Origin of the sequence: Hydrogenophaga sp. (assembly GCF_011390835.1) — a bacterium.
In the GTDB taxonomy this organism is placed as follows: domain Bacteria; phylum Pseudomonadota; class Gammaproteobacteria; order Burkholderiales; family Burkholderiaceae_C; genus Hydrogenophaga.
Genome location: NZ_JAABRQ010000019.1, coordinates 24,083 through 49,403 on the forward strand (window position 1 = coordinate 24,083; position 25,321 = coordinate 49,403).

Below are 25,321 nucleotides of genomic sequence, written 5' to 3' on the forward strand. Positions count from 1 at the left end.
GCACCGGTGCCTCCACCATTGGCTAGCGAGCGTCAGCAGGCTGCACGCGCCTGGCCGTGAGGTCGAACCGGAACAACCGGCATTCGATCGGTCCGTTCCACAGCGGCACACGGCGCGATTCTTTGAACCGCATTTTTCCCGGCAGCTTGAGGTCGGGCGTGAGCAGCCAGGCGGTCCAGCCAGCGTAGTGGCTTTTCCAGTGGGCGGCCAGTTGCTGGAAGAACTCGCTGCCGTCACCGCCATCGGCCATCTGGGCGCTCTCGCGGCCGACCCGCTCGGGTTCACGGGAACTGCGATCCGGGCCCGTCTCGGGCGCCCTGCCAGCGCCCAAGCTGAAGGTGCGCGGCGCCCTGGCGCCCGCGCGCGCCGCCGCGCTTTCGCCTGCCACCCCGGCAGCGGCGATGCGCTCGCCATACGGCGGGTTGAGCAGCATCACGCCCGGGCGGTCCGCCGGCGGCTGGCGCTGCAAGGCATCTCCACCGCGCAAGTCGATAGCCTGCGCCACCCCGGCGCGCTCGGCGTTGCGCTGGGCAAAATCGACCATGCGGAACGACACGTCGCTACCGAACACAATGGGCGCGTGGCCCACCGGCCATTCGCGCACCGCCCGCTGCGCTTCATCGCGGATCCCGTCCCACACGTGGGGCTGGAACGGCAGCATCTTCTCGAACGCAAACTGGCGCAACCCCCCGGCCGGCATGTTCAGCGCGATCTGGGCCGCCTCGATCAGCACCGTGCCGCTGCCGCAGCAAGGGTCGTACAGCGGCACGATCTCGTCCAGCGGCTGATCGGCGCAGGCGCCCCAGCCGGTGGCGGCGATCATGGCCGCGGCCAGGGTTTCTTTCAGCGGAGCATCGCCCTTGTCTTCGCGCCAGCCGCGTTTGAACAGCGGCTCCCCCGATGTGTCCAGATACAGCGTGAGCTCGTCAGTGGTGAGGTGGGCGTACAGGCGGATGTCAGGCCAGGTCGTGTTCACGCTCGGGCGTTCACCGCGCTTGGCCCGAAAACGGTCACACACCGCGTCCTTGATCTTGAGCGCGGCGAAGTTGAGCGAGGTCAGCGGGCTGTGCTGCGCGGTGATTTCGACCTTAATGGTTTCCTGCGGCGAAAACCAAATCTCCCACGCCACGTCGCTCGCGGCGTTGTAGAGGTCTTGCTCATTGCGGTAGATGCCATGCCAGAGCTGCACCAGCACCCGCTGCGACAGGCGGCTGTGCAGGTTGAGCCGCATCGCTTCGCGCCACGACGCCTGCACCCCGACGCCACCACGCGCTTTGAACGCCGGCAGCTCGCCCGTGATGCGCTGCACCTCATCAGCCAGGAAGTCTTCCACGCCAGCGGCGCAGGGAAGAAAGAGCTTGAGCTGGTTCACAGGGATTTCCGGAGATTGGCAGGCGCGATGCGCAGCGCCTCGCGGTACTTGGCCACGGTGCGGCGCGCGCATTCGATGCCCTGCTCCTTGAGCAGGTCAGAGAGCTGGTTGTCCGACAGCGGCTTGGTGACTTCTTCTGCGGCGATGAACTGCTTGAGCAGGGCGCGCACCGCGGTGCTGGACGCATTGCCGCCGGTCTCGGTGCCAAGCGAGGAGCCAAAAAAATACTTCAGCTCGAAGGTGCCAAAGGGCGTGGCCATGTATTTGGCCGTGGTCACCCGGCTGATGGTGGATTCGTGCAGGCCCAGCTCGTCGGCAATTTCTCGCAGCACCAGCGGGCGCATGGCCAGCTCTCCGTGCATGAAGAAGTTGCGCTGGCGTTCGACGATGGCGCTGGACACACGCAGGATGGTGTCGAAACGCTGCTGGATGTTCTTGATGAACCAGCGTGCCTCCTGCAAGCGCTGCTGCATGGCGGCATGGCCGGCCTCGGTGCCGTTGTCCTTGCCGCCGCGGTTCTGGCGCATGGCGTTGGCGTACACGTCGTGCACGCGCAGGCGTGGCATCACCTCGGGGTTGAGCTGCACCTTGAAGCCGCGCCCGGCGCGCGTGACCAGCACATCGGGCACGACGATGTTGCGCTCCACATCGACAAAGCGCCGACCGGGCTTGGGCTCCAGGCGCGCGATCAGCGCCAGTGCGGCGCGCACAGTCTCCTCGTCGGCTCCACAGAGGCTGCACAGCCGCTTGACGTCGCGCTTGGCCATCAGCTCCAGCGGCTGCGAGCAGATGGCCAGCGCCGCGCGCGCTTCCGGGCTGTTGCGCAGCTCTTCGATCTGCAGCCGCAGGCACTCGCACAGATCGCGCGCGCCCACCCCCGTGGGCTCCATGTGCTGCAGCAGTTGCAGCGCCACGCCCAGGCGCTGCTCCAGCTCTTCACGCGCTTCGAGGTTTTCATCGCCCTCGGCGGCACCGGGTAACGACAGGCGCAGCCAGGCCAGGGCCAGATCGCTCAGGCTGTCCTCAAGGTAACCGTCTTCATTAAGTGACTCAATGAGGAAGTACAGAGCGGCGCGGTCTTCGTCGCTCAGGCGCAGGCAGCGCGCTTGGTCGTGCAGGTGATCTTGAAGGCTGGTGCCCGCGCGCGCCAGCTCGGCGGCGCTGGCGGTTTCGTCGTCGCCCGCGTTGTTGAGGTTGTTGTTGCGCGCAGGCGCTTCCCCGCCCCATTCGCCATCGTCGGGTGCCATGTCCACCGAGCCATCACCATCCCAGCTCTCTTCCAGCGGGCTGTCGCCATCGATTCGGCTTTCCACGCTGTTGTCGCTGTCGCTGCTCTCGGTGCTGCTGGTGCTGCTGCGCTCCATCACAGGTGCATCTGGCTGCGCCACCGATGCCTCGGCAATCTGTTCGCCCGCGTTCACCGCGGCGTCGGTCTGCTCCAGACCGAAGGCCTCGCGCTCGGCCTGTTCCTCGCTGCGTTCAAGAAACGGGTTTTCGTCCAGCATCTGCTCCACCTCCTGCGCCATCTCCAGCGTGGAGAGTTGCAGCAGGCGGATCGATTGCTGCAACTGCGGGGTGAGCGCCAGGTGCTGCGAGACGCGGAGAGACAGACCCTGTTTCATTCGGTCAGGCCGAAGAAACGGAACAACAAGGGAAGCCCCGGGCCAGCCGCCGGGCCGCCCCAAGGCTGGCCCAGCCCCCTTGGGAAGCAGCGACTCGCGCATCGGTGAAACATAGGGGTCTCGTCCATCACATGCGAAAATGTTCGCCCAGGTAGACGCGGCGCACGTCCGCGTTCTCGACGATGTCAGCCGGCGTGCCACTGGTTAGCACGTGACCTTCGTTGATGATGTAAGCGCGGTCGCAAATGCCCAGGGTTTCGCGCACGTTGTGATCGGTGATCAGCACACCGATGCCGCGCGATTTGAGAAAACCGATGATGCGCTGGATCTCGATCACCGCGATCGGGTCGATGCCGGCAAATGGCTCGTCGAGCAGGATGAAGCGCGGGTTGGTCGCCAGTGCGCGCGCAATCTCCACGCGGCGACGCTCACCACCCGAGAGAGCGGGCGCAGGGGAATCGCGCAGGTGGTCCACATGCAGGTCGGCCAGAAGCTGGTCCAGCCGCTGCTCGATCTCGGCCGAGGGCAGCGAGCGGCCAGAAGGGTCGGTTTGCAGCTCCAGCACCGCTCGCACGTTCTCCGCCACGGTGAGTTTGCGGAAGATCGAAGCCTCTTGCGGCAGGTAGCCCAGACCCAAGCGTGCGCGCTGGTGGATCGGCAGCTTTTCAATCGCCTGACCGTCGAGCAGGATCTGCCCGGCGTCTGAACGCAGCAAGCCCACCAGCATGTAGAACGAAGTCGTTTTGCCCGCGCCGTTGGGTCCCAGCAGCCCGACCACCTCGCCCTTGTCGACCGAGAGCGACACGTCTTTGACCACCAGCCGGCTGCCGTAGGCCTTTTTCAAGCCACTGGCCACCAGGCGGCTGGTCACCTCAGGGCGGGAGGGGCTGGCAACCGCCGCGTCGGTCTCGGGCGCCCTCACGGGCGGCCTTCACCCAGCTGGCCGCTGGATTTGAGCGGGGCCGGTGTCGCGGGTGGTGAAGCCGGCGCATCGCCGTCCTTGGGCACGGGCGTGAGCATGGCGCGCACACGACCGGTGGGGTTGGCTGCGGTGCGGTTGGCCGGACCGCCGTCGACGGTGAACACGTCGTTGGCGTTGTTGTAGGCAATCACCGCGCCCGCGGTCTCATCGTTGACAGCCGTTCCCTTGAGGCGGCGCAGCACGGCGTTGCCGACAAAGCGCACGGTATCGGCCTTGCTGTCGTATTCGATGCGCTGGGCGGTGCCTTCGATGAACTCGTCCACGCCGTCACGCTTCTGGCGGAAAAAGGCCGGGCTGCCGGTGACGGTGCCGAACTGGTTGCCTTGCGCATCCTGCTTCACCTCGACCTGGGCGCCGCGAATCACGATGCTGCCCTTGGTGATGACCACGTTGCCGGTGAACACGCTGGTCTGCCGCGCGTCGTCGTAGCGCAGCGCGTCCGCCTCCGCATTCAGGGGCTGGTTGCGGTCGGCTTTTTCAGCCAGCGCAGCCCCCATGCCACCCAGGCTGGCGAGCAGCAGCGCGGCGAGCGCCAGCGAGGATCGGAAACGGAGGTTCAGGGGCATCATAGGTAGGGCACGAAACTTGCATTCATTGTAACGGCGTGTGCATCGCCGCCACGAGCCATGCCATGACTTTTGCAGGCTTTGCCCGGATGCCTGCCCCAGCAAACAGATGGCCCGCACAAGGCGGGCCCAAGCAGATGTCAAACGCGGTTCAGCCCTTGCGGACTTCGGCGATCAGCGCCTCGGCCACCACAATCGAGCGTGGCCCCTGGCCTGGCACGTAGTAACGGCCCGCCACACCCAGGGCCGGCGTGCCTTCGACTTGGTAGGCGTCCTGCAACTGCGCTGCGCGCTTGGACTTGCCGGCGACGGCAAATGAGTTGTAAAAACTCTCAAATTTCGCCTTGTCCACCCCTTGCGCTGCCACCCAAGGGATGATGGCGTCAGGCGTGGTCAGGCGCTGCTTGTCCACATGAATGGCGCGGAAAACCTTTTCGTGAAGCGCCTCGACCTGGCCCATGGCTTCGAGGGCGTAGTAGAGCTTTTGCATCGGGACGAAGGCATCACTGAACGCCACCGGCGTGCGCTTGATCGCCACGCCCGCGGGCTTTTTCTTGATCCAGGCTTCCATGACCGGCTCGAAGTTGAAGCAGTGGATGCAGGTGTAAGCGAAGAACTCCACCACCTCGATCTGGCCAGCCGGGCTGTCCACAGGCGCGGGCTTGGCCAGGCGAACGAAGTCGGTGCCTTCTTTCAGACCTGTTAGCTGCGCCTGTGCGATGCTGTGACTCAGAGCGGCGAGGCCGCCGGCGGCCAGCAGGGAACGGGAAAAATCGCGACGTTGCATGGAATCAGACTCCTTGAATGGCTTGTTTGGGGCGAGCCAGCGCCGCAAAAGTTCCCCCGGCAAGCGCCAGGGATGTGACAGGTGGCGGTTCAGCGCTGAACGCGGACCAAGGCGGCTTCCATGCCGTTTACCTCAAGCTGCTCGCGGGTCAGGTCGGCCAGAGCCTTCTGATTGAAAGGGCCCACGCGTACGCGATACACCGTTCGCCCGGACTGCTCGCGTTCGCTGACCAGCGCTTCGATGCCGAGCATGGCGAGCTTCGCGCGCTGCGCCTCGGCGTCGTCGGCGGTGCGGAAAGCGCCGGCCTGCACGAAATACAGGAATGGGTCAGCGCCCGGACCAGGCGCTGGCATGGTGGGTACCACCGGCGCGCTCTGCCCCGCCTTGGCCCTGGCGAGGTCACCCAGCGGGTCGGCGGACTCGGCGGTCGCCGCACCCGGTTTGGGCAGGGCCTGGCCGTCGGGGGAAGGCACACTGATCGCGCCTTCGGCGGGTGTCCCTGGCGCATTGGGCGTGACGGTGCCAGTGGCCGACTTGCCATTGAGCACAGCGTTGGGGTTCCACCCTTTGTTGCGCTCGGCTTCAGCCGCGTCCTGCGCGGGGTTGCGCGACACGCCCCGGTCGACAAACGGCACGGGCACCTTGGTCACGTAGATCGCCACCCCCAGCGCTGCGCCCAGCCCCACCAGCAGGCCAACCACAAAACCCAACAGGGTGCCGCCGCCTTGCACACGGCGTGTTTGCTTCTGCATCGTCATCAAGAATTCCCGTTCACATTTTTGGCGGAGCGCTCACGCCCAGCACCGCGAGGCCATTGTGCAATACCTGCGCGGTGGCTGCGACCAGCGCCAGGCGCGCCGTTTTCACGCGCTCGTCATCCACGAGGATGCGCTCGGCATCGTAGTAACTGTGGTAACTCGCCGCCAGTTCACGCAGATAGAAGGTCACATCGTGCGGCGCGAAATCGCGCGCGGCATCGGCCAGCATCGCCGGGTATTTGGCCAGCAGCAGCATCAGCGCCTGCGCGGGTGCGCTGTCGAGCGCCGACAGGTCGGCGGACTTCAGCTGCGCGCTGTCACCACCCCAGGCAGCAAGTACCGAGCAGATGCGCGCGTGGGCGTACTGCACGTAGTACACCGGGTTGTCGTTGTTCTTCTGCACGGCGAGGTCGACGTCGAATGTGTACTCGGTGTCGGGCTTGCGGCTGAGCAGGAAAAAGCGCACCGCGTCCTTGCTGGTCCATTCGATCAAGTCGCGCAGCGTCACGTAGCTACCCGCGCGCTTGCTGATCTTCACTTCCTCGCCGCCCTTCATCACGCGCACCATGGTGTGCAGCACGTAGTCGGGGTAACCGGCCGGAATGCCGACGTTGGCCGCCTGCAGGCCAGCGCGCACGCGCGCGATCGTGCCGTGGTGGTCGGTGCCCTGGATGTTAATCACCTTGGTGAACCCGCGCTCCCACTTGGCGATGTGGTACGCCACGTCGGGCACGAAGTAGGTGAACGAGCCGTCGGACTTGCGCATCACGCGGTCCTTGTCGTCGCCGTAGTCGGTGGACTTGAGCCACAGCGCGCCGTCCTGCTCGTAGGTCTTGCCGGCCTCGACCAGCCGCTTGACCGTGGCCTCGACGCGGCCGCTGGTGTACAGGCTGGACTCCAGGAAGTAGTGGTCAAACTTGACGGCGAAGGCTTGCAGATCCAGATCTTGCTCGTGGCGCAAATAGGCCACGGCAAACTGGCGCATACCGTCGAGGTCGTTCACATCGCCGCTGGCGGTGAAGCTGCGGTCGTCGGCCTGCACAGTCTTTTTCGCCAGGAAGTCGTTGGCGATGTCCTGGATGTAGTCGCCGTTGTAGGCCGCGGCATTCTCGCCACTGGGCCAGCCCGCATCGCCTGGCTTGAGGCCCTTGGCGCGCAGCTGGGTGGAGGTGGCCAGCGTGCTGATCTGCACCCCCGCGTCGTTGTAATAAAACTCGCGGTGCACCTGCCAGCCCTGGGTGGCGTAGAGGTTGCAGATGGCGTCGCCCAGCGCGGCCTGGCGACCATGGCCCACATGCAGCGGGCCGGTGGGATTGGCCGAGACAAATTCCACCATGAGCTTCTGACCGTTGGCCGGTGCCTCGCCAAAAAACGGCCCCGCCGCCAGTACCTCGCGCACCACCTGCTGCTTGGCCTCGGGCTTCAGGCGGATGTTGATGAAGCCGGGGCCGGCGATGTCAATTTCTGCCACCCACTGCTGGAACACCGGCAGCGCCAGCAAGGCCTCCCGCAACTGCTCGCCCAGCTGGCGCGGGTTGAGCTTGAGCGGTTTGGCGAGCTGCATCGCCGCGGTGATGGCAAAGTCGCCGTGGGCCGCCACCTTGGGCGACTCGAACGCCGCCTTGGCCCCGGCCCCTGGCGAAAGCGCGTCCAGCGCTGTGGCCAGGCCGGCCAGCAGGTCTTGTTTGATCTTGAGCATAGGGGGGAGATTTTAGGTTCTGAGGCGGATCGACCTCTGGCGATGGTGCGCAGGGCCTGTATCGGGTACCGTACGGGCCATGAACAGCACCACACCCCCCAACCGCCGCCGCTGGCTCGGCCGCTTGCTTGCGCTGGGCGCGGGCACGGCCGCCGCATCCGGCGTCAGCCAGGCCGCCACGCCGCGAGCGCCCCTGCTCGGCGGCGAAGCGCCGCACAAGATCGTCTACCAGCTCAACCGCCACGAGCCCGAATACCAGGAAGCCATCTTCAACTCGATCAGCGCCATGCTGAAGAAGTATGTGGATGACGTCGCCATCGCCGTGGTGGTGTGGGGACCAGGCATCCATCTGCTGGCCAAGAAGCCGCAGCGCCCGGTGCCCGAACTGCACCAGCAGCGCGCCCGCAGCATGGCCGAAGCCTACGGCGTGCGCTTCATTGCCTGCGGCAACACCATGCACACCGTCGGCTGGACCGAGGCGGACATGCTGGCCTTTGCCCAGGTGGAAGAGGTGGGAGCAGCAGCGGTAATGGAACTGCAGGAACAAGGCTACGCCTACCTGGCCTGGTGAGCCCGACCTGGGCTCTGGCGAGCGACTGAAGCCTGGGGGCACCTCAGCTTCAAGCCACCGCCATCGGCGCCAGGTGCGCCAGCGCCGCCGCCTTGACCGCCGCCGTCAGCCGCTGGGCGGATGGCGATTCGTGCGCCCAGTGCTGCCAGTACAGCACCACATCGACGGTGGCCCCCGGCAGCAACTCCTCCAGGTCCTGGCGGTGTGCCAGCGTCTGCTCAGGCACCATGCCCCAGCCCATGCCTTGCGCAATCGCCACTTCAAAAGCATCCACTGCGGGCGCGAAATGGCGCGGATAGCGCGGCTGGCGCAGACCGAAATGCTGTTCCAGAAAGTCATCCTGAAGCGCGTCTTTGCGGTTGAAAATGATGGCGGGCTGCGCCAGCAGCTTGTGGGGTGAGATAGCGCCCGCCGGCGTGCGGCAGCGCTGCACCACGGCAGGCGACGCCACGCATCGGTAGCGCATCACGCCCAGCGGCTCGGCCACGCAGCCGCGCATGGCCTGGGCCAGCGTGGTCACGCAGCCCATCACCTCTCCACTCTTGAGCGCGTCGAGGGTGTGGTCCTGGTCGTCGATCACGATATCCAGTAACAACCGATGCCGCTGCAGCACCGGCGCCACGCCGGGCAGAAACCAGCTGGCCACCGAATCGGCATTGATCGCCACGCTGAGCGACTGCCAGCGCCTCCCTGCACCCGACGCACCGCCACCCTGCAGCCCGCTGAGCAAATCGGTCTCCATCATGCGCACCTGCTTAACATGGGCCAGCAGCGCCTGACCGGCCGCAGTAGCGCGCACCGACTTGCCACGCACCAGCAGGCGCTGGCCCATCTGGTCTTCGAGCGCCTTGATGCGCAGCGACACCGCCGCCAGCGTGAGCGACAAGGCCTTGGCGGCCGGGCCAAAGCCCCCGTGTTCGATCACGGCGGCCAGGGCATCCAGCTGGCGGGCATCGAGCATGACCAGTCCTTTGGTTTGATTGATTTTTATTTAATTAAATAAAGTTCGCGTTAACTTGATTTAATTTTATGCCAGGGGCGAGCACACTTCTCCGTCTGCTGACGCCCTTTGAATTGCTCAGCAACCGACCTCTTGTCTTTTGAACCGGTGACCCGCCATGTCTTTCGCCCTCGCATCCTTCCCCACCTTCACCGCCGGCATGGTGCTGAGCATGTCGCTCATCATGGCCATCGGCCCGCAGAACGCCCATGTGCTGCGCATGGGCCTGCAGCGTCAGCATGTCTGGCTCACGGTGGCGGTGTGCATGCTGTCCGACATGGTGCTCATCGGTATCGGCGTGTTGGGCCTGTCGCAGCTCGGCGGCCTGTCGGACAAGCTGATGGGGGCGCTCGTGGGCGCGGGCGCGCTGTTCCTCACCGTCTACGGCTGGAAAGCCTTTCACCGATTCCTGCACCCGCAGGTGCTCAACCTCGACCCCGCAACGGCTGAAGCCACCCCACAGCCAACCACCAGCCGGCGCCAGGCGGTGCTGGCCGCGCTCGCGTTTTCCTGGCTCAACCCGCACGCCTGGCTCGACACCGCGGTGCTGATCGGCACCGCCTCGCTAGCTTACGGCGCCAGCGCCAACGTGTTCGGCATGGGCGCCGCCGCGGGCTCGGTAGTGTGGTTTGCCGCCCTGGGCCTGGCCGCCTTCTGGCTCGGCCGCCGTCTCAACTCGCTGCACCTCTGGCGCGCGCTGGACGGTGCCGTGGCGCTCATGATGTGGGGCACGGCCGCTTTTCTGTTGAAAAGCCTGTTCTGATGCTTTGTTGCGCCGGACCGACCGCGCAGGCCCCAGCGGCTAAAGGCCCTGGGTGACGACCAGATGCGACCGGGTGGTGCGCTCGCGGATCGTGCGCAAAGGCGCGTACTCGGGTGACGTCCACCAAGCCCGAAAACGCGCCATGTCAGGAAACTCCAGGATCACGCAGCGTTTGGGCGACCAACTGCCTTCGAGCACCTCGGTATCGCCGCCGCGCGCGAGGTAGCGACCGCCGTGAGCGGTGATCGTGGCCGGCACCTGCTGCCGGTAAGCCTCGTAGCCTTCACTGTCGATCACTTCCACGTCTGCAATCACGTAAGCCGCCATGGCAATTCTCCGGTGAGTGGGCACACCGCGACGAGCGGGGCGCAGAGCACCATGATCACACAGGCCTGCAAGCCAGCCGAAGTGGGCAGGCGCTGCGCAGGTCCTAGAGCTGGCCCTCAGTCAGCGTGTCAAGCTGAAAACGCCCGCTCTTGTCCCACAGCCAAGTGTCGGTGTAGGTCACCGTGCGCGAGGGCGACGGGTAAGGCGCCGCGGCGCGCACGATGCGCTCGATCTCAGCCACCACCTCGGGCGCGTGGCTGGGCGCGCGCAACCAGTTCATGCGCCCCACCTGACCGCGGCGATCGATGTCGACCTGCAGCACACCAATCGCATACAGGTTGGGCTGCATCACACCTCTGTAGATGCGATCGCTGTTGCGGGTGTAGAGGTGACTGGCGACAGCCCGGCGGTACTCGCGCGAGGCAGGAGCGTCGGGCGCGCGGCCAACGCCAGGCATTGAAATTGGCATCGAGCAACCAACGATCAGGCTCGCGGCGCCAGCCGCTGCAGCGAACAAAATGCTCCGTCGTGCAACGAGGGTCGGTAGTCGGGTCATAGCGTAGAAACGGCTTGGAGGCCGTCGACTGAAAAGAAATCGAATGCCGCAATGATGCAAAGGAAATCCCTGAGGGCGCGAATTCGCCCATGCAGTCTTTGGGGCCCGGCGCTGCCCCCCGACCTGCGGCTCCCAACCGATTGCAGCAAAGCAAAACCTCCAGTTCAATAGGTAACTTCCCTCGCTGAACGCAGGCGATCGGGTGATCCGAAGACCTCGACGAGCTGCGAAATCGACAACGGCAGCTTGAAAGGACTCGGGCCATGCGCGGCACCCACTACGGGCGACTCCCGGCCGCCAGAACAATGTGAGCATATGCTCACCGAGACCAGTCGCCCTTTTTCAAAGCGGAGGTAGAAACCACCACCTGCGTACGCATCGTCGTCCTCAGCCTTCTTCCTCCAGCTCGCGGGCCATTGGGAGGGCGCAACGAAACGCGGCAGATACTTGGCCACGACCTCCGGACGCAATGCCGACAGGGGAAGCATGGGCGCGTCGGCAGCCAGCTTCAGGCGCACACGGACGACCTCCTGGTCTGCCGCATCGTCCTGACCAAGGTCGATAGAAATCAGATAATAGAGAACCTCACTCGCACCCTCGAGTCGCTCTCCGTGGGCGACGATCACGCCCTTCTCGAAACGAGACACACCGGCACAAGCCAACAGCATTCCGATCACGCAAGAAATGATTGCCACTCGATACATGGAATGCTCCCCCCAGCCCTCGTTTGAAGTCCAAAGCCTCCGAGCAGCAGCCAAGGTGAAGCTCCCAGCATGGCTCACAGGTCTACCGCCCCGAACCCGCCCAGAAATCCGCCTGCCCATAGTGGTGCTTCAGAAAATCGATCCACAGTCGCACGCGCAAGGCCAGGTGCTTGCGCTGCGGAAACAAGGCATAGATGCCGTTGGGCGGGGCGGCGAATTCGTCCAGCACAGTGGTCAGGCGGCCGGCGGCGATGTCGTTTTCCACTTCCCAGGTGCTGCGCCAGGCGATGCCGTAGCCCGCCAGGCACCACTCGTGCAAAACCTGGCCGTCGCTGCAGTCCAGCGGGCCGCCGGGCTTGAGGTGGATCACTTCCGGGCTGCCACCAGCTTCCTTGCCCACGGCAAACGCCCAGCCGCGCGTCTGTGACGCGTCGCTGCTGAGCGTGAGGCAGTCGAAGCGCACCAGATCAGCAGGGGCCTGCGGGCTGCCGTGTTGCTGCAGATACGTGGGTGTGGCCACGCAGAGACGGCGATTGTCCGCCAGGCGCACGCTGACCAGCGACGAGTCGGGCAGGTCGCCCACGCGCACCGCGCAGTCGTAGGCTTCGCCGGGCACGTCGACCACGCGGTCGCTGAGGTTGAGCGAGATGGTGACTTCGGGGTGCAGCTCGCGAAAGCGCGGCACCAGCGGCGCCACATGGCGGCGACCAAAGCCGGCGGGGGCGGTGATACGCAGGTGGCCGCTGGCTTTCACGCCGCCGGCGCTGACGCTGGCCTCGGCGTTGGCAAGATCAATCAGCAGGCGCTGGCAATCCTCCAGAAACGCGCTGCCTTCGTGGGTGAGGGTGATGCGCCGCGTGGTGCGCACCATGAGCTTGACGCCCAGGCGCGCCTCCAGCGCATCGAGCCGGCGCCCGATGATGGCGGGTGCCACACCTTCGGCCTTGGCCGCCGCGGTCAGGCTGCCGCGCGCGGCCACCGAGACCAAGGTTTCGAACTGCTTGAGTTTGTCCATCGCCGGCCAGATTACTCCAGAAAATTGGTGCAATCAATCGCAGTCACCGCCGTATTTTTGACTGAAACCGATTCAGTGGCACCTGCTAACGATTTATTGGGTGGACCCTGCCGACGGTGAACGCTAAAGTGAAACCCTTTGATCCGCCCTCTCAGATAATGACCACGCTGACGCCGCAACCGCCTGAGGTCGACCTGCAACGCCGCCGGCTGCTCAGCAGCGCGGTGGTGGCCGCCCCGCTGGGCTTGGGCACCCTCGGCAGCGCCGGTTGCCGAGAAGGCCCGGGCATGAACCGGCGGCTCAGCTTCAAGACCTTGGATTAAGCACTGGCCGAGCTCACCCGCCTCTCGCAGGCGCCGAACCTGCAGCCGCACACGCCTTGGAACTGGGGCCAGACGCTGACCCACCTGGCGCAAAGCATCGAATACTCGGTGAGGGGGTTTCCAGAGACGAAGTCAACGCTGTTCCAGCGCACGGTAGGCGCAACAGCGTTTGGCGTGTTCACCTGGCGCGGGCGCATGAGCCACCCGCTGGACGACCCCATCCCCGGCGCGCCCTCCCTCCCGGCCGATACCGACACCGTCGCGGCGCTGGCCCGCCTGCAAATCGCGGCGCAGGCCTTCCGCGACCACGCCGGGCCGCTGCAACCGCACTTTGCCTACGGCGCGCTGAGCAAGGCCGAATACGAACAGGCCCACGCCATGCACTTGGCAAACCACTTCTCGGCGTTCACCGCCTGAGGCTTCGCCGGGCACCGCCAGTGGCGGGACGGCTTGACCCCTACGTCAGCCCGCTCAGCCGCGCGATCTCCGCCTCACCATAGCCGAGCTCACCCAGCAGCTCCGCGTTGTGCTCGCCCAGGCGAGGTGGGCTCAGGCGCACGCCGGGGCGCTGGCCATCGAGCGTGAACGGGAACAACACGGTGGGTGCGGTCTGGCCGGCGCATTCGCCGTCGGGCAGGGTGATGGGGGCCAGGCTGCCGGTGGCGTTGAGGTGCGGGTCGTCTAGCAGGTCGTGCGGGCGGGTGATGGGCGCGAACGGCAGGCCTTCGCGCTCGAACACCTCGGCCAGCTCGGCCGCGCTGCGATTGGCCAGGCGCTGGCGCAGCTCAGGCACCAGCCAGCTGCGCTCGCGCACGCGGTGGTTATTGCTGGGCAGGCGAGGGTCGGCCTTGAGGTCGTCGAAACTGAAGGCCTTGCAGAAGATGTCCCACTGGGTATCGCTGACCACAGCGAGGAAAATTTGCTCGCCGTCTTTGACGCTGAACACGTCGTAAATACCCCAGGACGAAATGCGCTCGGGCATGGGCGCGGCGGGCTGGCCAGTCACGGCGAACTGCATCATGTGCTGCGCGACGAGGAACACGTTGTTTTCGAACAGCGCGCTCTCCACCTTCTGGCCCAGGCCCGTGGTCTCGCGCGCTTTCAGCGCCGCCATCACGCCGATGGCGCCGAACAGGCCGCCCATGATGTCATTCACGCTGCTGCCCGCGCGCAGCGGGTCACCAGGCCGCCCGGTCATGTAGGCCAGGCCGCCCATCATCTGCACCACCTCGTCAAGCGCGGTGCGGTGGTCGTACGGTCCGGGCAGAAAGCCTTTGAGGCTCACGTAGATCAGGCGCGGGTTGAGCTGCTTCAGGCTGTCGTAGTCCAGCCCGAGCTTCTGCATGGTCTCGGTCTTGAAGTTTTCGCTCACCACGTCGGCGGTGGCGATGAGCTTGAGCACGGCTTCCTTGCCCTGTGGCGTGTGCAGATCAAGCACCAGGCTTTTCTTGTTGCGGTTGAACAGCGGGAAGAAGCCTGCGCCGGAGCCGAGCAGGCGGCGCGTGTTGTCACCCTTGAGTGGCTCGACCTTGATCACCTCGGCACCTAGGTCGCCGAGCACCATGCCGCAGGTCGGGCCCATGACCATGTGGGTGAACTCGACGACGCGGATGCCGGCGTAGGGCAAAGAATTGGGTGCAGCGTTGCTCATGAGATCGACGTGCTTGGGTATTCAAAAGATGACCAGCCCTTGGGCAGGCCAGCCAAAGGGGTCATGCCGTGCAGCGGTTCGCCGGGCAAACCAGCCTGGAGCGGCTCGCGCGCGGCCAGCAGGCCATCGATTTGCACGCCAGTGCGCACGCCCATGGCTTCGAACATGAAGACCAGGTCTTCGGTGACCACGTTGCCGCTGGCGCCGGGCGCGTAGGGGCAACCGCCCAGGCCAGCAAGTGAGCTGTCGAAGCTGCGCACACCCACATCCCACGCCGCCAGGCAGTTGGCCAGGCCCAGGCCGCGGGTATTGTGCAGATGGGCGGCACCCGCGCGGTCGCCGAGCTCGGCGCGCAAGCGGGTGAACAGGCGGCGCACCTGCGCCGGGTGGGCCATGCCGGTGGTGTCGGACAGGCCCACTTCGTCAGCGCCCGCGCTCACACAATCAACCGCCAGGCGGATCACCTCGTCTTCATGCACCGCGCCCTGCAGCGTGCAGCCGAAGGCGGTGGACAGACCCACTTCCAGTGAGGTTGCGGGTGCGCTGTCGCGCCGCAGCGCGGCCACTGTGCGCAATTCGTCGAGCATCTGTGCACGGGTCTTGCGCACATTGGCGAGCGAATGGGCCTCACTGGCCGAGACCGGCAGGGTGATCTTGTGCACCCCGGCGGCAAAGGCGGCCTCTGCCCCACGGGCATTGGGCACCAGCACCATGATGGTCAGGCGCCGGTGTCGCGCGACATGGGTCAGTGCATGGCGCACCACCTCGGCAGCGTCCGCCATCTGCGGCATCAGGCGCGCCGGCACGAACGACGCCACCTCGATCTCGCGCAAGCCGGCGGCCACCAGCGCGTCGATCCAGCGGCACTTGTCGGCCGTGGCCATGGTTGCCGACACGGACTGCAACCCATCGCGCGGGCCGACCTCGCTGATGCGCACGTCGGGGGTGGGGCTGGAAGGCATGTCCGCATGGTACCGCCTGGGCTCTGAGCAGGACTGCATTCAAAAAAGTCACAGGTCAAACCCCCGCAGGGTTTTTAATGTTGGGCAAAGGTTGGAATACATTGGCAGGCATGAAAAAGCCCCGCGCGGTCTTGTTTGACGCCTATGGCACGCTGTTCGACGTGTACAGCATCGCCATGCTGGCCGAGCAGCTGTTTTCCGGTCAGGGCCAGCGGCTGGCCCTGCTCTGGCGTGACAAGCAGATTGAATACACACGCCTGGCCACCACCAGCAACCACGGCGCGCACTACCAGCCGTTCTGGACGCTGACCGAGGCTGCCCTGCGCTACGCCATCAAGTCCGTGGCGCCCGCCGCGCGCGCTGAATGGGCCACCGGCGGCTTTGAAGACCACCACCGCGCGCTCATGGGCCAGTATCGCCACCTCTCGGGCTTTCCGGAAACGCGCGCCGTGCTCACGGCGCTGCGCGAACGCGGCCTCAAGACCGGCATCCTGTCCAACGGAGACCCCGAGATGCTGGGCATTTCGGTGCGTAGCGCCGGACTGGACGAGCTGCTCGACCATGTGATCAGCGTGCACCTGGTGCGCCTGTTCAAGACCGCGCCCGAAGCCTACGCCCTGGGCCCGGCTGCCACGGGTGTGCCGGCAAATGAGACGCTGTTTGTCAGCTCCAACAGCTGGGACGCGCTTGCCGCCACCTGGTTTGGCTACCAGACACTCTGGGTCAACCGCCAGAACGCGCCGTTCGAAGAACTCGGCACCGCGCCGCACCGCATCGGCAGCAGCCTGCGCGATGTTTTGGAGATGCTGTGAACGCCCCCCTGCGCCGCTTCGCGTCTTCCCCCCTTTCCTGCGGGACGAGAGTCGCAGCCTGTGGCCCGGCGAAGCCGGTTCCACCGCTGACCTGACTCAGCCCAACGTACCGCCGAGACCAATCCTTTCAGTATTTATTTTCTTTTGGAGCAACGTATGACCACCCACAAAACACCCCGCACCCAGATCCACGGCCTGCAAGTCGCCACCGAACTGTTTGAGTTCGTCAACAGCCAGGTGCTACCAGGCTCTGGTGTGTCCAGCGAGACTTTCTGGAAGGGCTTTGACGCCATCGTGAGCGACCTCGCGCCCAAGAACGCGGCCCTGCTGGCCGAACGCGACCGGCTGCAGGCAGAGCTGGACAAATGGCACAGCGCCAACCCCGGCCCGGTGCGCGACATGCTGGGCTACCGCAAGTTCCTGGAGACCATTGGCTACCTCGTGCCCGAGCCGAAAAAGGTCAAGGCCACCACCAAGAACGTGGACGACGAGCTGGCGGTGCAGGCCGGCCCGCAGCTGGTGGTGCCGATCCTGAACGCGCGCTACGCGCTCAACGCCGCCAACGCACGCTGGGGCAGCCTGTACGACGCGCTCTACGGCACCGACGTGATCAGCGAAGACAAAGGCTGCGGCAAAGTAGGTCCAGGCAAGAAGGGCGGCTACAACCCCAAGCGCGGCGCCAAGGTGATCGAATACGCGCGCCACGTGCTCGACCGCTGCGCACCGCTGAAGAAGGGCTCCCATGTGGGTTCCACCGCCTACAAGATCAACAAGGACGGCGAGCTCGTGGTCGGTCTCAACGGCGGCGGCACCAGCAAACTGGCCGACCAGGCCCAGCTCGTGGGCTACCAGGGTGAAGCGAAGTCGCCCACCGCTGTGCTGCTCAAACATAACGGCCTGCACCTGGACATCCAGATCAACCGCGCTACGCCGATTGGCAAAAGCGACGCCGCTGGCGTGAGCGATCTGGTGGTGGAAGCCGCGCTGTCCACTATCCTCGACCTCGAAGACTCGGTAGCCGCGGTGGACGCACAGGACAAGGTACTGGCCTACCGAAACTGGCTCGGCATCCTGCAGGGCACGTTGGTGGAGTCGTTCCAGAAGGGCGGCCAGACCATGACCCGCGGCCTCAACGCGGACCGCGAATACACCGCACCGAACGGAAAACCCGTGCGCCTGCACGGCCGCTCGCTCATGTTCCTGCGCAACGTCGGTCACCTCATGACCAACCCCGCCATCCTCTGGGGCGAGGAAGGCCAAGAGATTCCCGAAGGCATTCTGGACGCAATGGTCACCACCACCATCGCCCTGCACGACCTCAAGCGCACAAAAAGGGACGCGATCCGCAACTCGCGAAAGGGCTCGGTCTACATCGTCAAGCCCAAGATGCACGGCCCGCGCGAGGTGGCGTTTGCCGCCGAGCTGTTTGGCCGCGTCGAGCAGGTGCTCAGTCTGCCGGAGAGCACCGTCAAGTTGGGCATCATGGACGAGGAGCGCCGCACCAGCGTCAACCTCAAGGCCTGTATTGCTGCCGCCGCCAGCCGGGTGGCCTTCATCAACACCGGCTTCCTCGACCGCACCGGCGACGAGATGCACAGCACTATGATGGCCGGCCCGATGGTGCGCAAGGGCGACATGAAGACCAGCGCCTGGATCCAGGCCTACGAGCGCAACAACGTGCTGGTGGGTCTGGCCTGCGGCCTGCGCGGCAAGGCGCAGATCGGCAAAGGCATGTGGGCCATGCCCGACCTGATGAAGGCCATGATGGAGCAGAAGATCGCCCACCCCAAAGCCGGCGCCAACACCGCCTGGGTGCCCAGCCCGACGGGGGCTACGCTGCACGCCCTGCACTACCACCAGGTGCTGGTGTCCGACGTGCAGAAAGGCCTGGAAAAAATCGACGCCTCTCAGGAGCGCGACAACCTGCTGACCGGTCTGCTGACCGTGCCGGTGTCGAGCAACCCCAACTGGAGCGCCGAGGAAAAACAGCAGGAACTGGACAACAACGCCCAAGGCATTCTGGGCTACGTGGTGCGCTGGGTTGACCAGGGCGTAGGCTGCTCCAAGGTGCCCGACATCCACAACGTGGGTCTGATGGAAGACCGCGCTACGCTGCGCATCTCCAGCCAGCACATGGCCAACTGGCTGCTGCACGGCGTTGTGACCGAAGCACAGGTGAAGAAGACTTTCGAGCGCATGGCCGCGGTGGTCGACGGCCAGAACGCCGGCGACCCGTTCTACAAACCCATGGCCGGCAACTTCAAGAAAAGCATGGCCTACCAGGCCGCGCTGGACCTGGTGTTCAAGGGCAAGGAACAGCCCAGCGGCTACACCGAGCCGCTGCTGCACGCCTGGCGCCTCAAAGTGAAAGCTGCCGCCTGATCTGACAACGAGGAGTCGAGGAGACTGACGGCGCCCTTCGAGGCGCCGTTTTTTTTGGCCATTGCACCCGGCCGGGTCTGGCGCAGGATGTGCTTGCAATCGAGCATGACGTCCAACGCACTGATCTCCACTCCTTCGCCGTCGCTGCCGGAACCCAGCCTGAGCAAGCTCGACAGCGCCCTGCTCAGCATCCTCGTCAAAGACGGCCGCGCCTCCTTCGCCGATATCGCACGCCAGCTTGGCATTTCCCGCGCGCACGCGCGGGCCCGGGTGCAGGCGCTGCAGGCCAGCGGCGTGATCGAGCTGTTCGGCGCGGTGATCAACCCGGAGAAGCTGGGCAAGGTGCTGTCGACCTTTCTCGATATCCAGGTCGCGCCGGTGGCCCTAGAGGCGGTGGCACAGGAGCTGGCCGATTGCAAGGAAGTGGTCAGCCTCTACATCATGAGCGACCTCAAGAGCCTGCACGTGCATGCGCTGACCGAAGGCGTTCAGGACTTCGAGGCCTTTGTTCACCGCCACCTGTTCAACCGGCCCGACATCCTGTCGGTCGATTGCAAGACCCTGCTCACCCGGGTCAAGCACCGGCGCGGCGGCGCCCGGCTGTGAGCGGTGCGTCCAGCGTGGTGCGCGCGCACCGGGCGGGTGCAGGCTGAACATTCGTCACCGCCGCGGCCGCTGGACGGGGCCGGCACGCTACCGATGCCATCCAAACGGCATCCAGCTGTTGACAAACGATCACCCGGAGCGGATCGGCTGAACATTCGATCACGCCGCCTGTGGCAAACGGCACCGGCCACGGTGTTTCTTGGTGCAGTCGTGCCCCCTGTCGATCAGGACTTTATTGAATATTTTCAATGACTTAAGTGATTTTTGGTGTGTGGCACAGCGCTTGCGCATGGGTCTGGGTGTGGCCGTACAAACGGCAGCGCCATTTTTTCCAACCCACCCAGGAGTCTCACCATGTCACTCGTTCGCCGCCAGTTCCTCTCCCGTGCCGCTGTTGCAGGCAGCGTGCTCGGCGCACCCGCCCTGGTCCACGCCCAGGGCAAGGCCCAGTTCAACTGGAAAATGACCAGCGCCTATCCCAAGGGTTCGCCCTTCTACATGGCGGGGCCCGGCAGCGCCACCGACCTGGCCAAGCGCATCCTCGAGATGTCGGACGGTCAGCTCAACATTCAGGTGTTTGGCGCTGGCGAGCTGATCCCCGCGTTTGAAGGTTTCGATGCGGTGCGCGCCGGCACCGTGGAAATGAACCACGCCAATGCCTACTTCTGGACCGGCAAGACCTCCGCCGCCCAGTACTTCACCGCCGTGCCGTTCGGCATGAACTTCCAGGCCGTCAATGGATGGCTGTATGACGGCGGCGGCATCGACCTCTGGAACGAGGTCTACGCGCCTTTCGGCATGGTGGCCATGCCCTGCGGCAACACCGGCGTGCAGATGACCGGCTGGTTCAAGAAGGAAATCAAGTCTGTGGCCGACCTCAAAGGCCTGAAGATGCGCATCCCTGGACTGGCGGGCAAGGTCTACGCCAATCTTGGGGTGGACGTGAAGGTGCTGCCGGGCGGCGAGATCTTCCCCGCCCTGGAGCGCGGCGTGATTGATGCGGCCGAGTTCGTCGGACCGTTCCAGGATCGCCGCCTCGGCCTGCAGAAAGCCGCCAAGTACTACTACACCACCGGCTGGCACGAGTCTGCAACGGTGTCCGAACTGCTCATCAACAAGGCTGCCTGGGACAAACTGCCCAAGCACCTGCAGGCGGTGGTCAGCAACGCATCAGCGGCCTGCAACGTGATCAGCGAAGCCTGGTGCCAGAAGGCTAACTCCGAAGCCATGGACGACTTGGTGAACAACCAGAAGGTGATCGCCCGGCCGCTGCCCGCGGACGTAATCAAGGCGCTTCGTGCCGAGACCGAGAAGGTGCTCGCCGAGGCGGTGGCCAAGGACCCGATGACCAAGAAGGTGCGCGACTCGTACATGGCGTACAAGGCCAAGTCTGACCGCTGGAGCGAGATCAGCGAAGAGGCCTACCACACCCAGGTGCGGGGCTGAACATGAGCGCAGCCGGGCATATCCACACGCCTGCCGCGTTGCGCGGCATCGAGTCGTTCATCGACTGGATCGGGCGCGTCACCGCGTGGGTGGCACTGGCCATGATCGGCCTGGTGGCGCTCAACGTGATCCTGCGCTACTCGCTGAGTCTGGGCTCGGTGTGGGCGCAGGAGCTGGAGTGGCACCTGCTCGCTGCGCTCATTCTTCTGGGCATGTGCCACGCGCTGCAGCGCGGCGACAACGTCCGGGTGGACCTTTTCTATGCCCGGTATTCGCCCACCACCAAGTTCGTGGTGGACGTCTTCGCTGCGCTGCTGACGGCGGCCGTGGCCTTGCTGTTCGTTTACCTGTCGCTGCCTTACGTGGGGCAGTCGTATTCGATCCTGGAGGGCTCTCCCGATCCGGGCGGCATTCCCTACCGATGGGCGGTGAAGGCGCTGATTCCACTGGGCTACAGCCTGGTCGCGCTACAGCAGCTGGCGCACCTGATGCGGCTGGTGATCACCCGCCGCGCAAGCCTGGAGGGCGCCCATGTTTGAGATGCAGACCTACGCCCTGCTGATGCTGGGCGGCTTTTTTGTCATGCTGATGATCGGCATCCCGGTCGCCATCAGCCTGGCCACGGTGGGCCTGGTGTTCGGCTACATGGGTTTCGGCGAGACGCTGTTCAGCCTGTTACCCGCCCGCTTTTACGGCATCGTCTCGGGCTACCAGTGGATGGCCATCCCGCTGTTCGTGTTCATGGGCGTGATGCTGGAGAAATCGCGACTGGCAGACGACCTGCTGGACGTGATGGGCCACATCGCCGGCGGAGTGCGCGGCGGCATGGGCGTGGGCATTGTGCTGTTCGGCGTGCTCATGGGCGCCACCACCGGCATTGTGGGTGCCACCATCATCACGCTGGGCCTGCTCACCCTGCCCACGCTGCTGCGGCGCGGCTACGACAAACGCGTGGCCTGCGGCGTGATTTGCGCCTCGGGTACGCTGGGGCAGATCATTCCGCCCAGCCTGATCCTGATCCTGCTGTCCGACATCATGCAGCTCTCGGTGGGCACGCTGTTTGCCGCTGCGGTGGGCCCGGGCATGCTGCTGGCTGGCGTTTACATCGTCTACCTGCTGGTGATGGGCATGCTCAGGCCCCACACCATGCCGCCGGTGCCAGTGGCCGAGCGCGATGCGCTGTCGCGCCGCGATTTGTGGATCCGCTTTTTCAAGGTGCTAGTGCCGCCGATCATGCTGGTGGTGGCGGTGCTGGGCTCCATCGTGGGCGGCATCGCCGCCCCCACCGAGGCCGCCTCCATGGGCGCGGTGGGCGCGGTGGTCATCACCGCCCTGTCGGGTCGCTTCAGCCTGAAAACCCTGCGCGAGGCGGCGCTCGACACCAGCAAGATCACCGCCATCATGATGTTCATCCTGATGCTGGCGCAGGTCTTCGCCCTGTCGTTCCGGGGCCTGCACGGCGAAATGCTGATCGAGAAAATGTTCGATGCCCTGCCCGGTGGCGCCAACACCGCCGTGTGGTTCATGATGATGATCATCTTTGTGTTGGGCTTCTTCATCGAGTGGATCGAGATCAGCTACATCGCAGTGCCGCTGTTCCTGCCCATCCTGCTGAACATGGGTGTGGACCCGGTGTGGCTGGCGATGCTGATCACCATGAACCTGCAGTCGAGCTTCCTCACGCCGCCGTTCGGCTGGGCCCTTTTCTACCTGAAAGGCGTGGCGCCACCCGAGGTCGGCATCAAGGACATCTACCAGGGTGTTCTGCCCTTCATTGCACTGCAGTTGTGTGCGCTGGTGCTGCTGTTCCTCTATCCGCAGATCGCGCTGTGGCTGCCCAAGGCCATCGGCTGGTGATCGGGGAGGCACCATGGACATCCTCAACCAACACAGTGGCCTGTGGCTGCTGGGCCTGGCGCTCGCCCTGCTGGCCACGGGTGTGATCGCCGGCATCCTCGCGGGACTGCTCGGCGTCGGCGGCGGCATCGTCATCGTGCCGGTGCTCTACCACCTGTTCACCCTGCTGGGCATCGACGAATCGGTGCGCATGCACGTGACGGTGGGCACCTCGCTGGCCACCATCATTCCCACTTCCATCATGTCCAGTCGCGCACATCGCAAACGCGGCAGCCTGGACCTCGCGCTGATCAAGCGGCTCATGCCCTCGGTGATTGTGGGCGTGCTGGCAGGCTCGGTGGCCAGCCGCTACCTCAGTGGCTCCGTGCTCACCGCGGTGTTCGCTACGGTGGCGCTGGTGGTGGCGCTGAACATGGCATTCAAGCGCGAGGGCTTCGCACTGGCGGACGGCCTGCCGGGCCAGGTGGGCACTTCGCTGCTGGGGGGCGGCATTGGCGGCATCTCGACGCTCATGGGCATCGGTGGCGGCACCCTGAGCGTGCCCATCCTCAACGCCTTGCGCGTGCCCATGCACACCGCCGTGGGCACGGGCGCCATGCTGGGTATGGTGATCAGTTTTCCCGGGGCGCTGGCGTTTCTGATCAACGGCCTGGGTGTGGCCGGCCGCCCACCCGCGAGCCTGGGCTATGTGAACCTGCTGGGCATGGCCACGATCGTGCCCGCCACCATGGCCACCACCGGCTGGGGAGCAAAACTCGCCCATGCCATCGACGCGCGCCGCCTGCGCCAGGTATTTGCTGTCTTTCTCGCACTCACCTCGCTGCGCATGTTCTACGGCCTGCTGCACTGAGGGCCGCTGCCAACTTGACGGCGAAGAGTGGAGTCCCACTGCGGCCCGCAACGCGGCACAAACACCCGACAATCTGTGATCTGAGTACCGACACCACCCTAAGGAGACCTCCCCTGTGATCCACACCCTCACCGCTCTCGGCGGCATGCACGTGGCCCCACACCACCTGGCCGCGCAGGCCGGGCGCGACGTGTTGCGCGACGGTGGCAACGCAGTCGAGGCCATGGTGGCCGCTGCCGCCGCCATTGCCGTGGTCTACCCGCACATGAACGCCATCGGTGGCGACGGCTTCTGGCTCATCCACGAACCCGGCAAGGAGCCCGTGGCCATCAGTGCCTGTGGCCCTGCTGCGGCCCTGGCCGACCTGGACTTCTACGCCGGGCACGACAGCATTCCGTCGCGCGGACCAAAGGCCGCCCTTACCGTGGCCGGCACCATCGGCGGCTGGGCCAAGGCGCTGGAGGTGGCAGCACCTTGGGGACCCGCCTTGCCCTTGTCGCGCTTGCTGGCTGACGGCATTCGCCATGCGCACAACGGCATCGCCGTCACCGAGAGCCAGTCGGCTCTCACGCGCGAGAAGTTCGACGGCCTGAAGGACGCGCCAGGGTTTGCGCAGACCCACCTGGTCGATGGCCAGCCGCCCGCGGTGGGCCACATCCTCAAACAGCCCACGCTGGGCCGCACGCTCGCCGAACTGGCCGAGCGTGGCCTGGACGATTTCTATCGCGGAGAGCTCGCTGCACGCATCGGCGCTGAGCTCGAGCGCGTGGGCAGCCCGCTGCGCAGCAGCGACCTCGCGGCCTACCGGGCGCAGATCGTCGAGCCCCTCTCGGTGCGGCTGAACGACAGTACCATCTACAACCTGCCGCCCCCCACGCAAGGCCTCTCGGCCCTGATGATCCTGGGCCTGTTCGAGCGCCTTGGGGTGACCGAGGGCGAGGGCTTTTCCCACGTGCATGGTCTGGTGGAAGCGACCAAACGCGCATTTCGCGTGCGCGAGCGCGTGGTCACCGATCCGCAGCGCCTGCCCGCCGACCCCAAGAGCTTCCTCAAGCCCGCCTCACTGACCGATCTGGCCACCGAAATCGACCGCGAGAAAGCGCTTCCGTGGCCCGACGTGGCTGCGCCAGGCGACACCATCTGGATGGGCTGCATCGACGCGCAAGGCCGCGCGGTGAGCTTCATCCAGAGCGTGTACTGGGAGTTCGGCTCGGGCGTGGTGCTGCAGGACACCGGCATCGTGTGGCAAAACCGGGGCACCAGCTTCTCGCTCGACCCCAAGGCACTCAACGTGCTGAAGCCTGGCCACCGGCCATTTCACACACTCAACCCGGCACTGGCGCTGTTCGACGACGGCCGCGTCATGCCCTACGGCACCATGGGTGGCGAGGGCCAGCCCCAGACCCAGGCGGCGGTGTTCACGCGTTACGCCCGCTTTGGCCAGGGCCTGCAGCAGGCGGTGACCGCGCCGCGCTGGCTGCTCGGCCGAACCTGGGGCGACGTGAGCACCACGCTCAAGCTGGAAAGCCGCTTCGAGCCGGCGCTGATCGAACAACTGCGCGAAGCCGGCCATGCGGTGGAGGTGCTGCCCGAAGCCTTCAGCGACACCATGGGCCATGCCGGCGCGCTGGTGCGCCACCCGAACGGCGTGATTGAAGGGGCAGCCGACCCGCGCAGCGACGGCATCGTGGCCGCGCTGTGAGCACGCGC

At 65.6% G+C, this 25,321-nt stretch carries 26 protein-coding genes; 12 read left to right on the forward strand and 14 right to left on the reverse strand.

Annotation, left to right across the window (positions count from 1 at the left end; genetic code table 11):
• Positions 1 to 22 precede the first annotated feature (22 nt).
• The 7 genes from GPT34_RS12280 to argS all read right to left on the reverse strand — a co-directional run bounded on the left by GPT34_RS12280 (position 23) and on the right by argS (position 7,786).
• Positions 23 to 1,372 carry a THUMP domain-containing protein gene (locus GPT34_RS12280; RefSeq protein WP_291012801.1) on the reverse strand — a complete coding sequence of 450 codons (1,350 nt, stop codon included), beginning with the start codon at positions 1,370 to 1,372 and terminating at the stop codon, positions 23 to 25.
• Positions 1,369 to 2,994: an RNA polymerase factor sigma-54 gene (locus GPT34_RS12285; protein WP_291012804.1), complete on the reverse strand. Its 1,626-nt coding sequence runs from the start codon at positions 2,992 to 2,994 to the stop codon at positions 1,369 to 1,371. The genes GPT34_RS12280 and GPT34_RS12285 overlap by 4 nt, the downstream gene beginning before the upstream one ends.
• A 127-nt stretch (positions 2,995 to 3,121) precedes the next feature.
• Positions 3,122 to 3,865, reverse strand: a complete 744-nt coding sequence (lptB, locus tag GPT34_RS12290; protein ID WP_291012913.1) for an LPS export ABC transporter ATP-binding protein — start codon at positions 3,863 to 3,865, stop codon at positions 3,122 to 3,124.
• 47 nt (positions 3,866 to 3,912) lie between these two features.
• Positions 3,913 to 4,542: a lipopolysaccharide transport periplasmic protein LptA gene (gene lptA, locus GPT34_RS12295; RefSeq protein ID WP_291012807.1), complete on the reverse strand. Its 630-nt coding sequence runs from the start codon at positions 4,540 to 4,542 to the stop codon at positions 3,913 to 3,915.
• A gap of 151 nt (positions 4,543 to 4,693) precedes the next feature.
• Positions 4,694 to 5,329, reverse strand: coding sequence for a thiol:disulfide interchange protein DsbA/DsbL (locus GPT34_RS12300; protein WP_291012809.1), 636 nt, complete (start codon positions 5,327 to 5,329; stop codon positions 4,694 to 4,696).
• 89 nt (positions 5,330 to 5,418) lie between these two features.
• Positions 5,419 to 6,081: an SPOR domain-containing protein gene (locus GPT34_RS12305; protein WP_291012812.1), complete on the reverse strand. Its 663-nt coding sequence runs from the start codon at positions 6,079 to 6,081 to the stop codon at positions 5,419 to 5,421.
• A 19-nt stretch (positions 6,082 to 6,100) separates the two neighbouring features.
• Positions 6,101 to 7,786: an arginine--tRNA ligase gene (argS, locus tag GPT34_RS12310; RefSeq protein ID WP_291012814.1), complete on the reverse strand. Its 1,686-nt coding sequence runs from the start codon at positions 7,784 to 7,786 to the stop codon at positions 6,101 to 6,103.
• Between the two features lie 79 nt (positions 7,787 to 7,865).
• Between argS and GPT34_RS12315 the strand changes: the two genes are divergently transcribed.
• Complete coding sequence (locus GPT34_RS12315; RefSeq protein WP_291012816.1) at positions 7,866 to 8,357, forward strand: DsrE family protein; 492 nt, start codon at positions 7,866 to 7,868, stop codon at positions 8,355 to 8,357.
• 49 nt (positions 8,358 to 8,406) lie between these two features.
• On the opposite strand, the gene argP is transcribed toward GPT34_RS12315, so the two are convergent.
• On the reverse strand, positions 8,407 to 9,318 hold the full coding sequence (argP, locus tag GPT34_RS12320; RefSeq protein ID WP_291012818.1) for an HTH-type transcriptional regulator ArgP: 912 nt from the start codon (positions 9,316 to 9,318) through the stop codon (positions 8,407 to 8,409).
• 157 nt (positions 9,319 to 9,475) lie between these two features.
• Between argP and GPT34_RS12325 the strand changes: the two genes are divergently transcribed.
• Positions 9,476 to 10,120 carry a LysE family transporter gene (locus tag GPT34_RS12325; RefSeq protein ID WP_291012820.1) on the forward strand — a complete coding sequence of 215 codons (645 nt, stop codon included), beginning with the start codon at positions 9,476 to 9,478 and terminating at the stop codon, positions 10,118 to 10,120.
• A 39-nt stretch (positions 10,121 to 10,159) separates the two neighbouring features.
• On the opposite strand, the gene GPT34_RS12330 is transcribed toward GPT34_RS12325, so the two are convergent.
• The 4 genes from GPT34_RS12330 to GPT34_RS12345 all read right to left on the reverse strand — a co-directional run bounded on the left by GPT34_RS12330 (position 10,160) and on the right by GPT34_RS12345 (position 12,722).
• Positions 10,160 to 10,447 carry a DUF1330 domain-containing protein gene (locus GPT34_RS12330; RefSeq protein WP_291012823.1) on the reverse strand — a complete coding sequence of 96 codons (288 nt, stop codon included), beginning with the start codon at positions 10,445 to 10,447 and terminating at the stop codon, positions 10,160 to 10,162.
• 103 nt (positions 10,448 to 10,550) lie between these two features.
• Complete coding sequence (locus GPT34_RS12335) at positions 10,551 to 10,916, reverse strand: hypothetical protein (RefSeq protein ID WP_291012825.1); 366 nt, start codon at positions 10,914 to 10,916, stop codon at positions 10,551 to 10,553.
• Between the two features lie 251 nt (positions 10,917 to 11,167).
• Positions 11,168 to 11,707, reverse strand: a complete 540-nt coding sequence (locus GPT34_RS12340; protein ID WP_291012827.1) for a hypothetical protein — start codon at positions 11,705 to 11,707, stop codon at positions 11,168 to 11,170.
• An 82-nt stretch (positions 11,708 to 11,789) separates the two neighbouring features.
• The gene (locus tag GPT34_RS12345) at positions 11,790 to 12,722 is read right to left on the reverse strand and encodes a LysR family transcriptional regulator (RefSeq protein ID WP_291012829.1); all 933 of its coding nucleotides are present in this window, start codon (positions 12,720 to 12,722) and stop codon (positions 11,790 to 11,792) included.
• A gap of 158 nt (positions 12,723 to 12,880) precedes the next feature.
• Here GPT34_RS12345 and GPT34_RS12350 point away from each other — a divergent pair, with 158 nt between their 5' ends.
• Both GPT34_RS12350 and GPT34_RS12355 read left to right on the forward strand, forming a co-directional pair.
• A complete protein-coding gene (locus GPT34_RS12350) occupies positions 12,881 to 13,045 on the forward strand; it encodes a hypothetical protein (protein WP_291012831.1) in 165 nt (54 codons plus the stop codon).
• A gap of 3 nt (positions 13,046 to 13,048) precedes the next feature.
• The gene (locus GPT34_RS12355) at positions 13,049 to 13,462 is read left to right on the forward strand and encodes a DUF1569 domain-containing protein (protein ID WP_291012915.1); all 414 of its coding nucleotides are present in this window, start codon (positions 13,049 to 13,051) and stop codon (positions 13,460 to 13,462) included.
• A 40-nt stretch (positions 13,463 to 13,502) separates the two neighbouring features.
• Here GPT34_RS12355 and GPT34_RS12360 read toward each other — a convergent pair whose 3' ends face one another.
• Both GPT34_RS12360 and GPT34_RS12365 read right to left on the reverse strand, forming a co-directional pair.
• Positions 13,503 to 14,696 carry a CaiB/BaiF CoA-transferase family protein gene (locus GPT34_RS12360; protein WP_291012833.1) on the reverse strand — a complete coding sequence of 398 codons (1,194 nt, stop codon included), beginning with the start codon at positions 14,694 to 14,696 and terminating at the stop codon, positions 13,503 to 13,505.
• Positions 14,693 to 15,658 carry a hydroxymethylglutaryl-CoA lyase gene (locus tag GPT34_RS12365; protein ID WP_291012835.1) on the reverse strand — a complete coding sequence of 322 codons (966 nt, stop codon included), beginning with the start codon at positions 15,656 to 15,658 and terminating at the stop codon, positions 14,693 to 14,695. The genes GPT34_RS12360 and GPT34_RS12365 overlap by 4 nt, the downstream gene beginning before the upstream one ends.
• Before the next feature lie 110 nt (positions 15,659 to 15,768).
• On the opposite strand from GPT34_RS12365, the gene GPT34_RS12370 reads away from it, so the two are divergent.
• From GPT34_RS12370 to GPT34_RS12405, 8 genes are all read left to right on the forward strand, one after another.
• Positions 15,769 to 16,470 (forward strand): haloacid dehalogenase type II, encoded by a 702-nt coding sequence (locus GPT34_RS12370; RefSeq protein ID WP_291012836.1) that lies wholly within the window; start codon positions 15,769 to 15,771, stop codon positions 16,468 to 16,470.
• A gap of 156 nt (positions 16,471 to 16,626) precedes the next feature.
• Positions 16,627 to 18,852: a malate synthase G gene (locus GPT34_RS12375; protein ID WP_291012838.1), complete on the forward strand. Its 2,226-nt coding sequence runs from the start codon at positions 16,627 to 16,629 to the stop codon at positions 18,850 to 18,852.
• A 105-nt stretch (positions 18,853 to 18,957) separates the two neighbouring features.
• Positions 18,958 to 19,458, forward strand: a complete 501-nt coding sequence (locus tag GPT34_RS12380) for an Lrp/AsnC family transcriptional regulator (RefSeq protein ID WP_291012840.1) — start codon at positions 18,958 to 18,960, stop codon at positions 19,456 to 19,458.
• A gap of 354 nt (positions 19,459 to 19,812) precedes the next feature.
• Positions 19,813 to 20,904, forward strand: coding sequence for a TRAP transporter substrate-binding protein (locus GPT34_RS12385; RefSeq protein ID WP_291012842.1), 1,092 nt, complete (start codon positions 19,813 to 19,815; stop codon positions 20,902 to 20,904).
• A gap of 2 nt (positions 20,905 to 20,906) precedes the next feature.
• Positions 20,907 to 21,443 (forward strand): TRAP transporter small permease subunit, encoded by a 537-nt coding sequence (locus GPT34_RS12390; RefSeq protein WP_291012844.1) that lies wholly within the window; start codon positions 20,907 to 20,909, stop codon positions 21,441 to 21,443.
• On the forward strand, positions 21,436 to 22,761 hold the full coding sequence (locus GPT34_RS12395) for a TRAP transporter large permease subunit (protein WP_291012846.1): 1,326 nt from the start codon (positions 21,436 to 21,438) through the stop codon (positions 22,759 to 22,761). The genes GPT34_RS12390 and GPT34_RS12395 overlap by 8 nt, the downstream gene beginning before the upstream one ends.
• Before the next feature lie 13 nt (positions 22,762 to 22,774).
• Complete coding sequence (locus GPT34_RS12400; RefSeq protein ID WP_291012848.1) at positions 22,775 to 23,611, forward strand: sulfite exporter TauE/SafE family protein; 837 nt, start codon at positions 22,775 to 22,777, stop codon at positions 23,609 to 23,611.
• 115 nt (positions 23,612 to 23,726) lie between these two features.
• The gene (locus GPT34_RS12405; protein ID WP_291012850.1) at positions 23,727 to 25,313 is read left to right on the forward strand and encodes a gamma-glutamyltransferase family protein; all 1,587 of its coding nucleotides are present in this window, start codon (positions 23,727 to 23,729) and stop codon (positions 25,311 to 25,313) included.
• Positions 25,314 to 25,321: the final 8 nt, after the last annotated feature.

Coding starts and splice junctions, on each gene's coding strand:
- GPT34_RS12285 (WP_291012804.1), bottom strand. CDS start 2,994: ATGAAACAGGGTCTGTCTCTCCGCGTCTCGCAGCACCTGGCGCTCACC.
- lptA (WP_291012807.1), bottom strand. CDS start 4,542: ATGCCCCTGAACCTCCGTTTCCGATCCTCGCTGGCGCTCGCCGCGCTG.
- GPT34_RS12300 (WP_291012809.1), bottom strand. CDS start 5,329: ATGCAACGTCGCGATTTTTCCCGTTCCCTGCTGGCCGCCGGCGGCCTC.
- GPT34_RS12305 (WP_291012812.1), bottom strand. CDS start 6,081: ATGCAGAAGCAAACACGCCGTGTGCAAGGCGGCGGCACCCTGTTGGGT.
- argS (WP_291012814.1), bottom strand. CDS start 7,786: ATGCTCAAGATCAAACAAGACCTGCTGGCCGGCCTGGCCACAGCGCTG.
- GPT34_RS12315 (WP_291012816.1), top strand. CDS start 7,866: ATGAACAGCACCACACCCCCCAACCGCCGCCGCTGGCTCGGCCGCTTG.
- argP (WP_291012818.1), bottom strand. CDS start 9,318: ATGCTCGATGCCCGCCAGCTGGATGCCCTGGCCGCCGTGATCGAACAC.
- GPT34_RS12325 (WP_291012820.1), top strand. CDS start 9,476: ATGTCTTTCGCCCTCGCATCCTTCCCCACCTTCACCGCCGGCATGGTG.
- GPT34_RS12330 (WP_291012823.1), bottom strand. CDS start 10,447: ATGGCGGCTTACGTGATTGCAGACGTGGAAGTGATCGACAGTGAAGGC.
- GPT34_RS12335 (WP_291012825.1), bottom strand. CDS start 10,916: ATGCCAATTTCAATGCCTGGCGTTGGCCGCGCGCCCGACGCTCCTGCC.
- GPT34_RS12340 (WP_291012827.1), bottom strand. CDS start 11,707: ATGTATCGAGTGGCAATCATTTCTTGCGTGATCGGAATGCTGTTGGCT.
- GPT34_RS12345 (WP_291012829.1), bottom strand. CDS start 12,722: ATGGACAAACTCAAGCAGTTCGAAACCTTGGTCTCGGTGGCCGCGCGC.
- GPT34_RS12350 (WP_291012831.1), top strand. CDS start 12,881: ATGACCACGCTGACGCCGCAACCGCCTGAGGTCGACCTGCAACGCCGC.
- GPT34_RS12360 (WP_291012833.1), bottom strand. CDS start 14,696: ATGAGCAACGCTGCACCCAATTCTTTGCCCTACGCCGGCATCCGCGTC.
- GPT34_RS12365 (WP_291012835.1), bottom strand. CDS start 15,658: ATGCCTTCCAGCCCCACCCCCGACGTGCGCATCAGCGAGGTCGGCCCG.
- GPT34_RS12370 (WP_291012836.1), top strand. CDS start 15,769: ATGAAAAAGCCCCGCGCGGTCTTGTTTGACGCCTATGGCACGCTGTTC.
- GPT34_RS12375 (WP_291012838.1), top strand. CDS start 16,627: ATGACCACCCACAAAACACCCCGCACCCAGATCCACGGCCTGCAAGTC.
- GPT34_RS12380 (WP_291012840.1), top strand. CDS start 18,958: ATGACGTCCAACGCACTGATCTCCACTCCTTCGCCGTCGCTGCCGGAA.
- GPT34_RS12385 (WP_291012842.1), top strand. CDS start 19,813: ATGTCACTCGTTCGCCGCCAGTTCCTCTCCCGTGCCGCTGTTGCAGGC.
- GPT34_RS12390 (WP_291012844.1), top strand. CDS start 20,907: ATGAGCGCAGCCGGGCATATCCACACGCCTGCCGCGTTGCGCGGCATC.
- GPT34_RS12395 (WP_291012846.1), top strand. CDS start 21,436: ATGTTTGAGATGCAGACCTACGCCCTGCTGATGCTGGGCGGCTTTTTT.
- GPT34_RS12400 (WP_291012848.1), top strand. CDS start 22,775: ATGGACATCCTCAACCAACACAGTGGCCTGTGGCTGCTGGGCCTGGCG.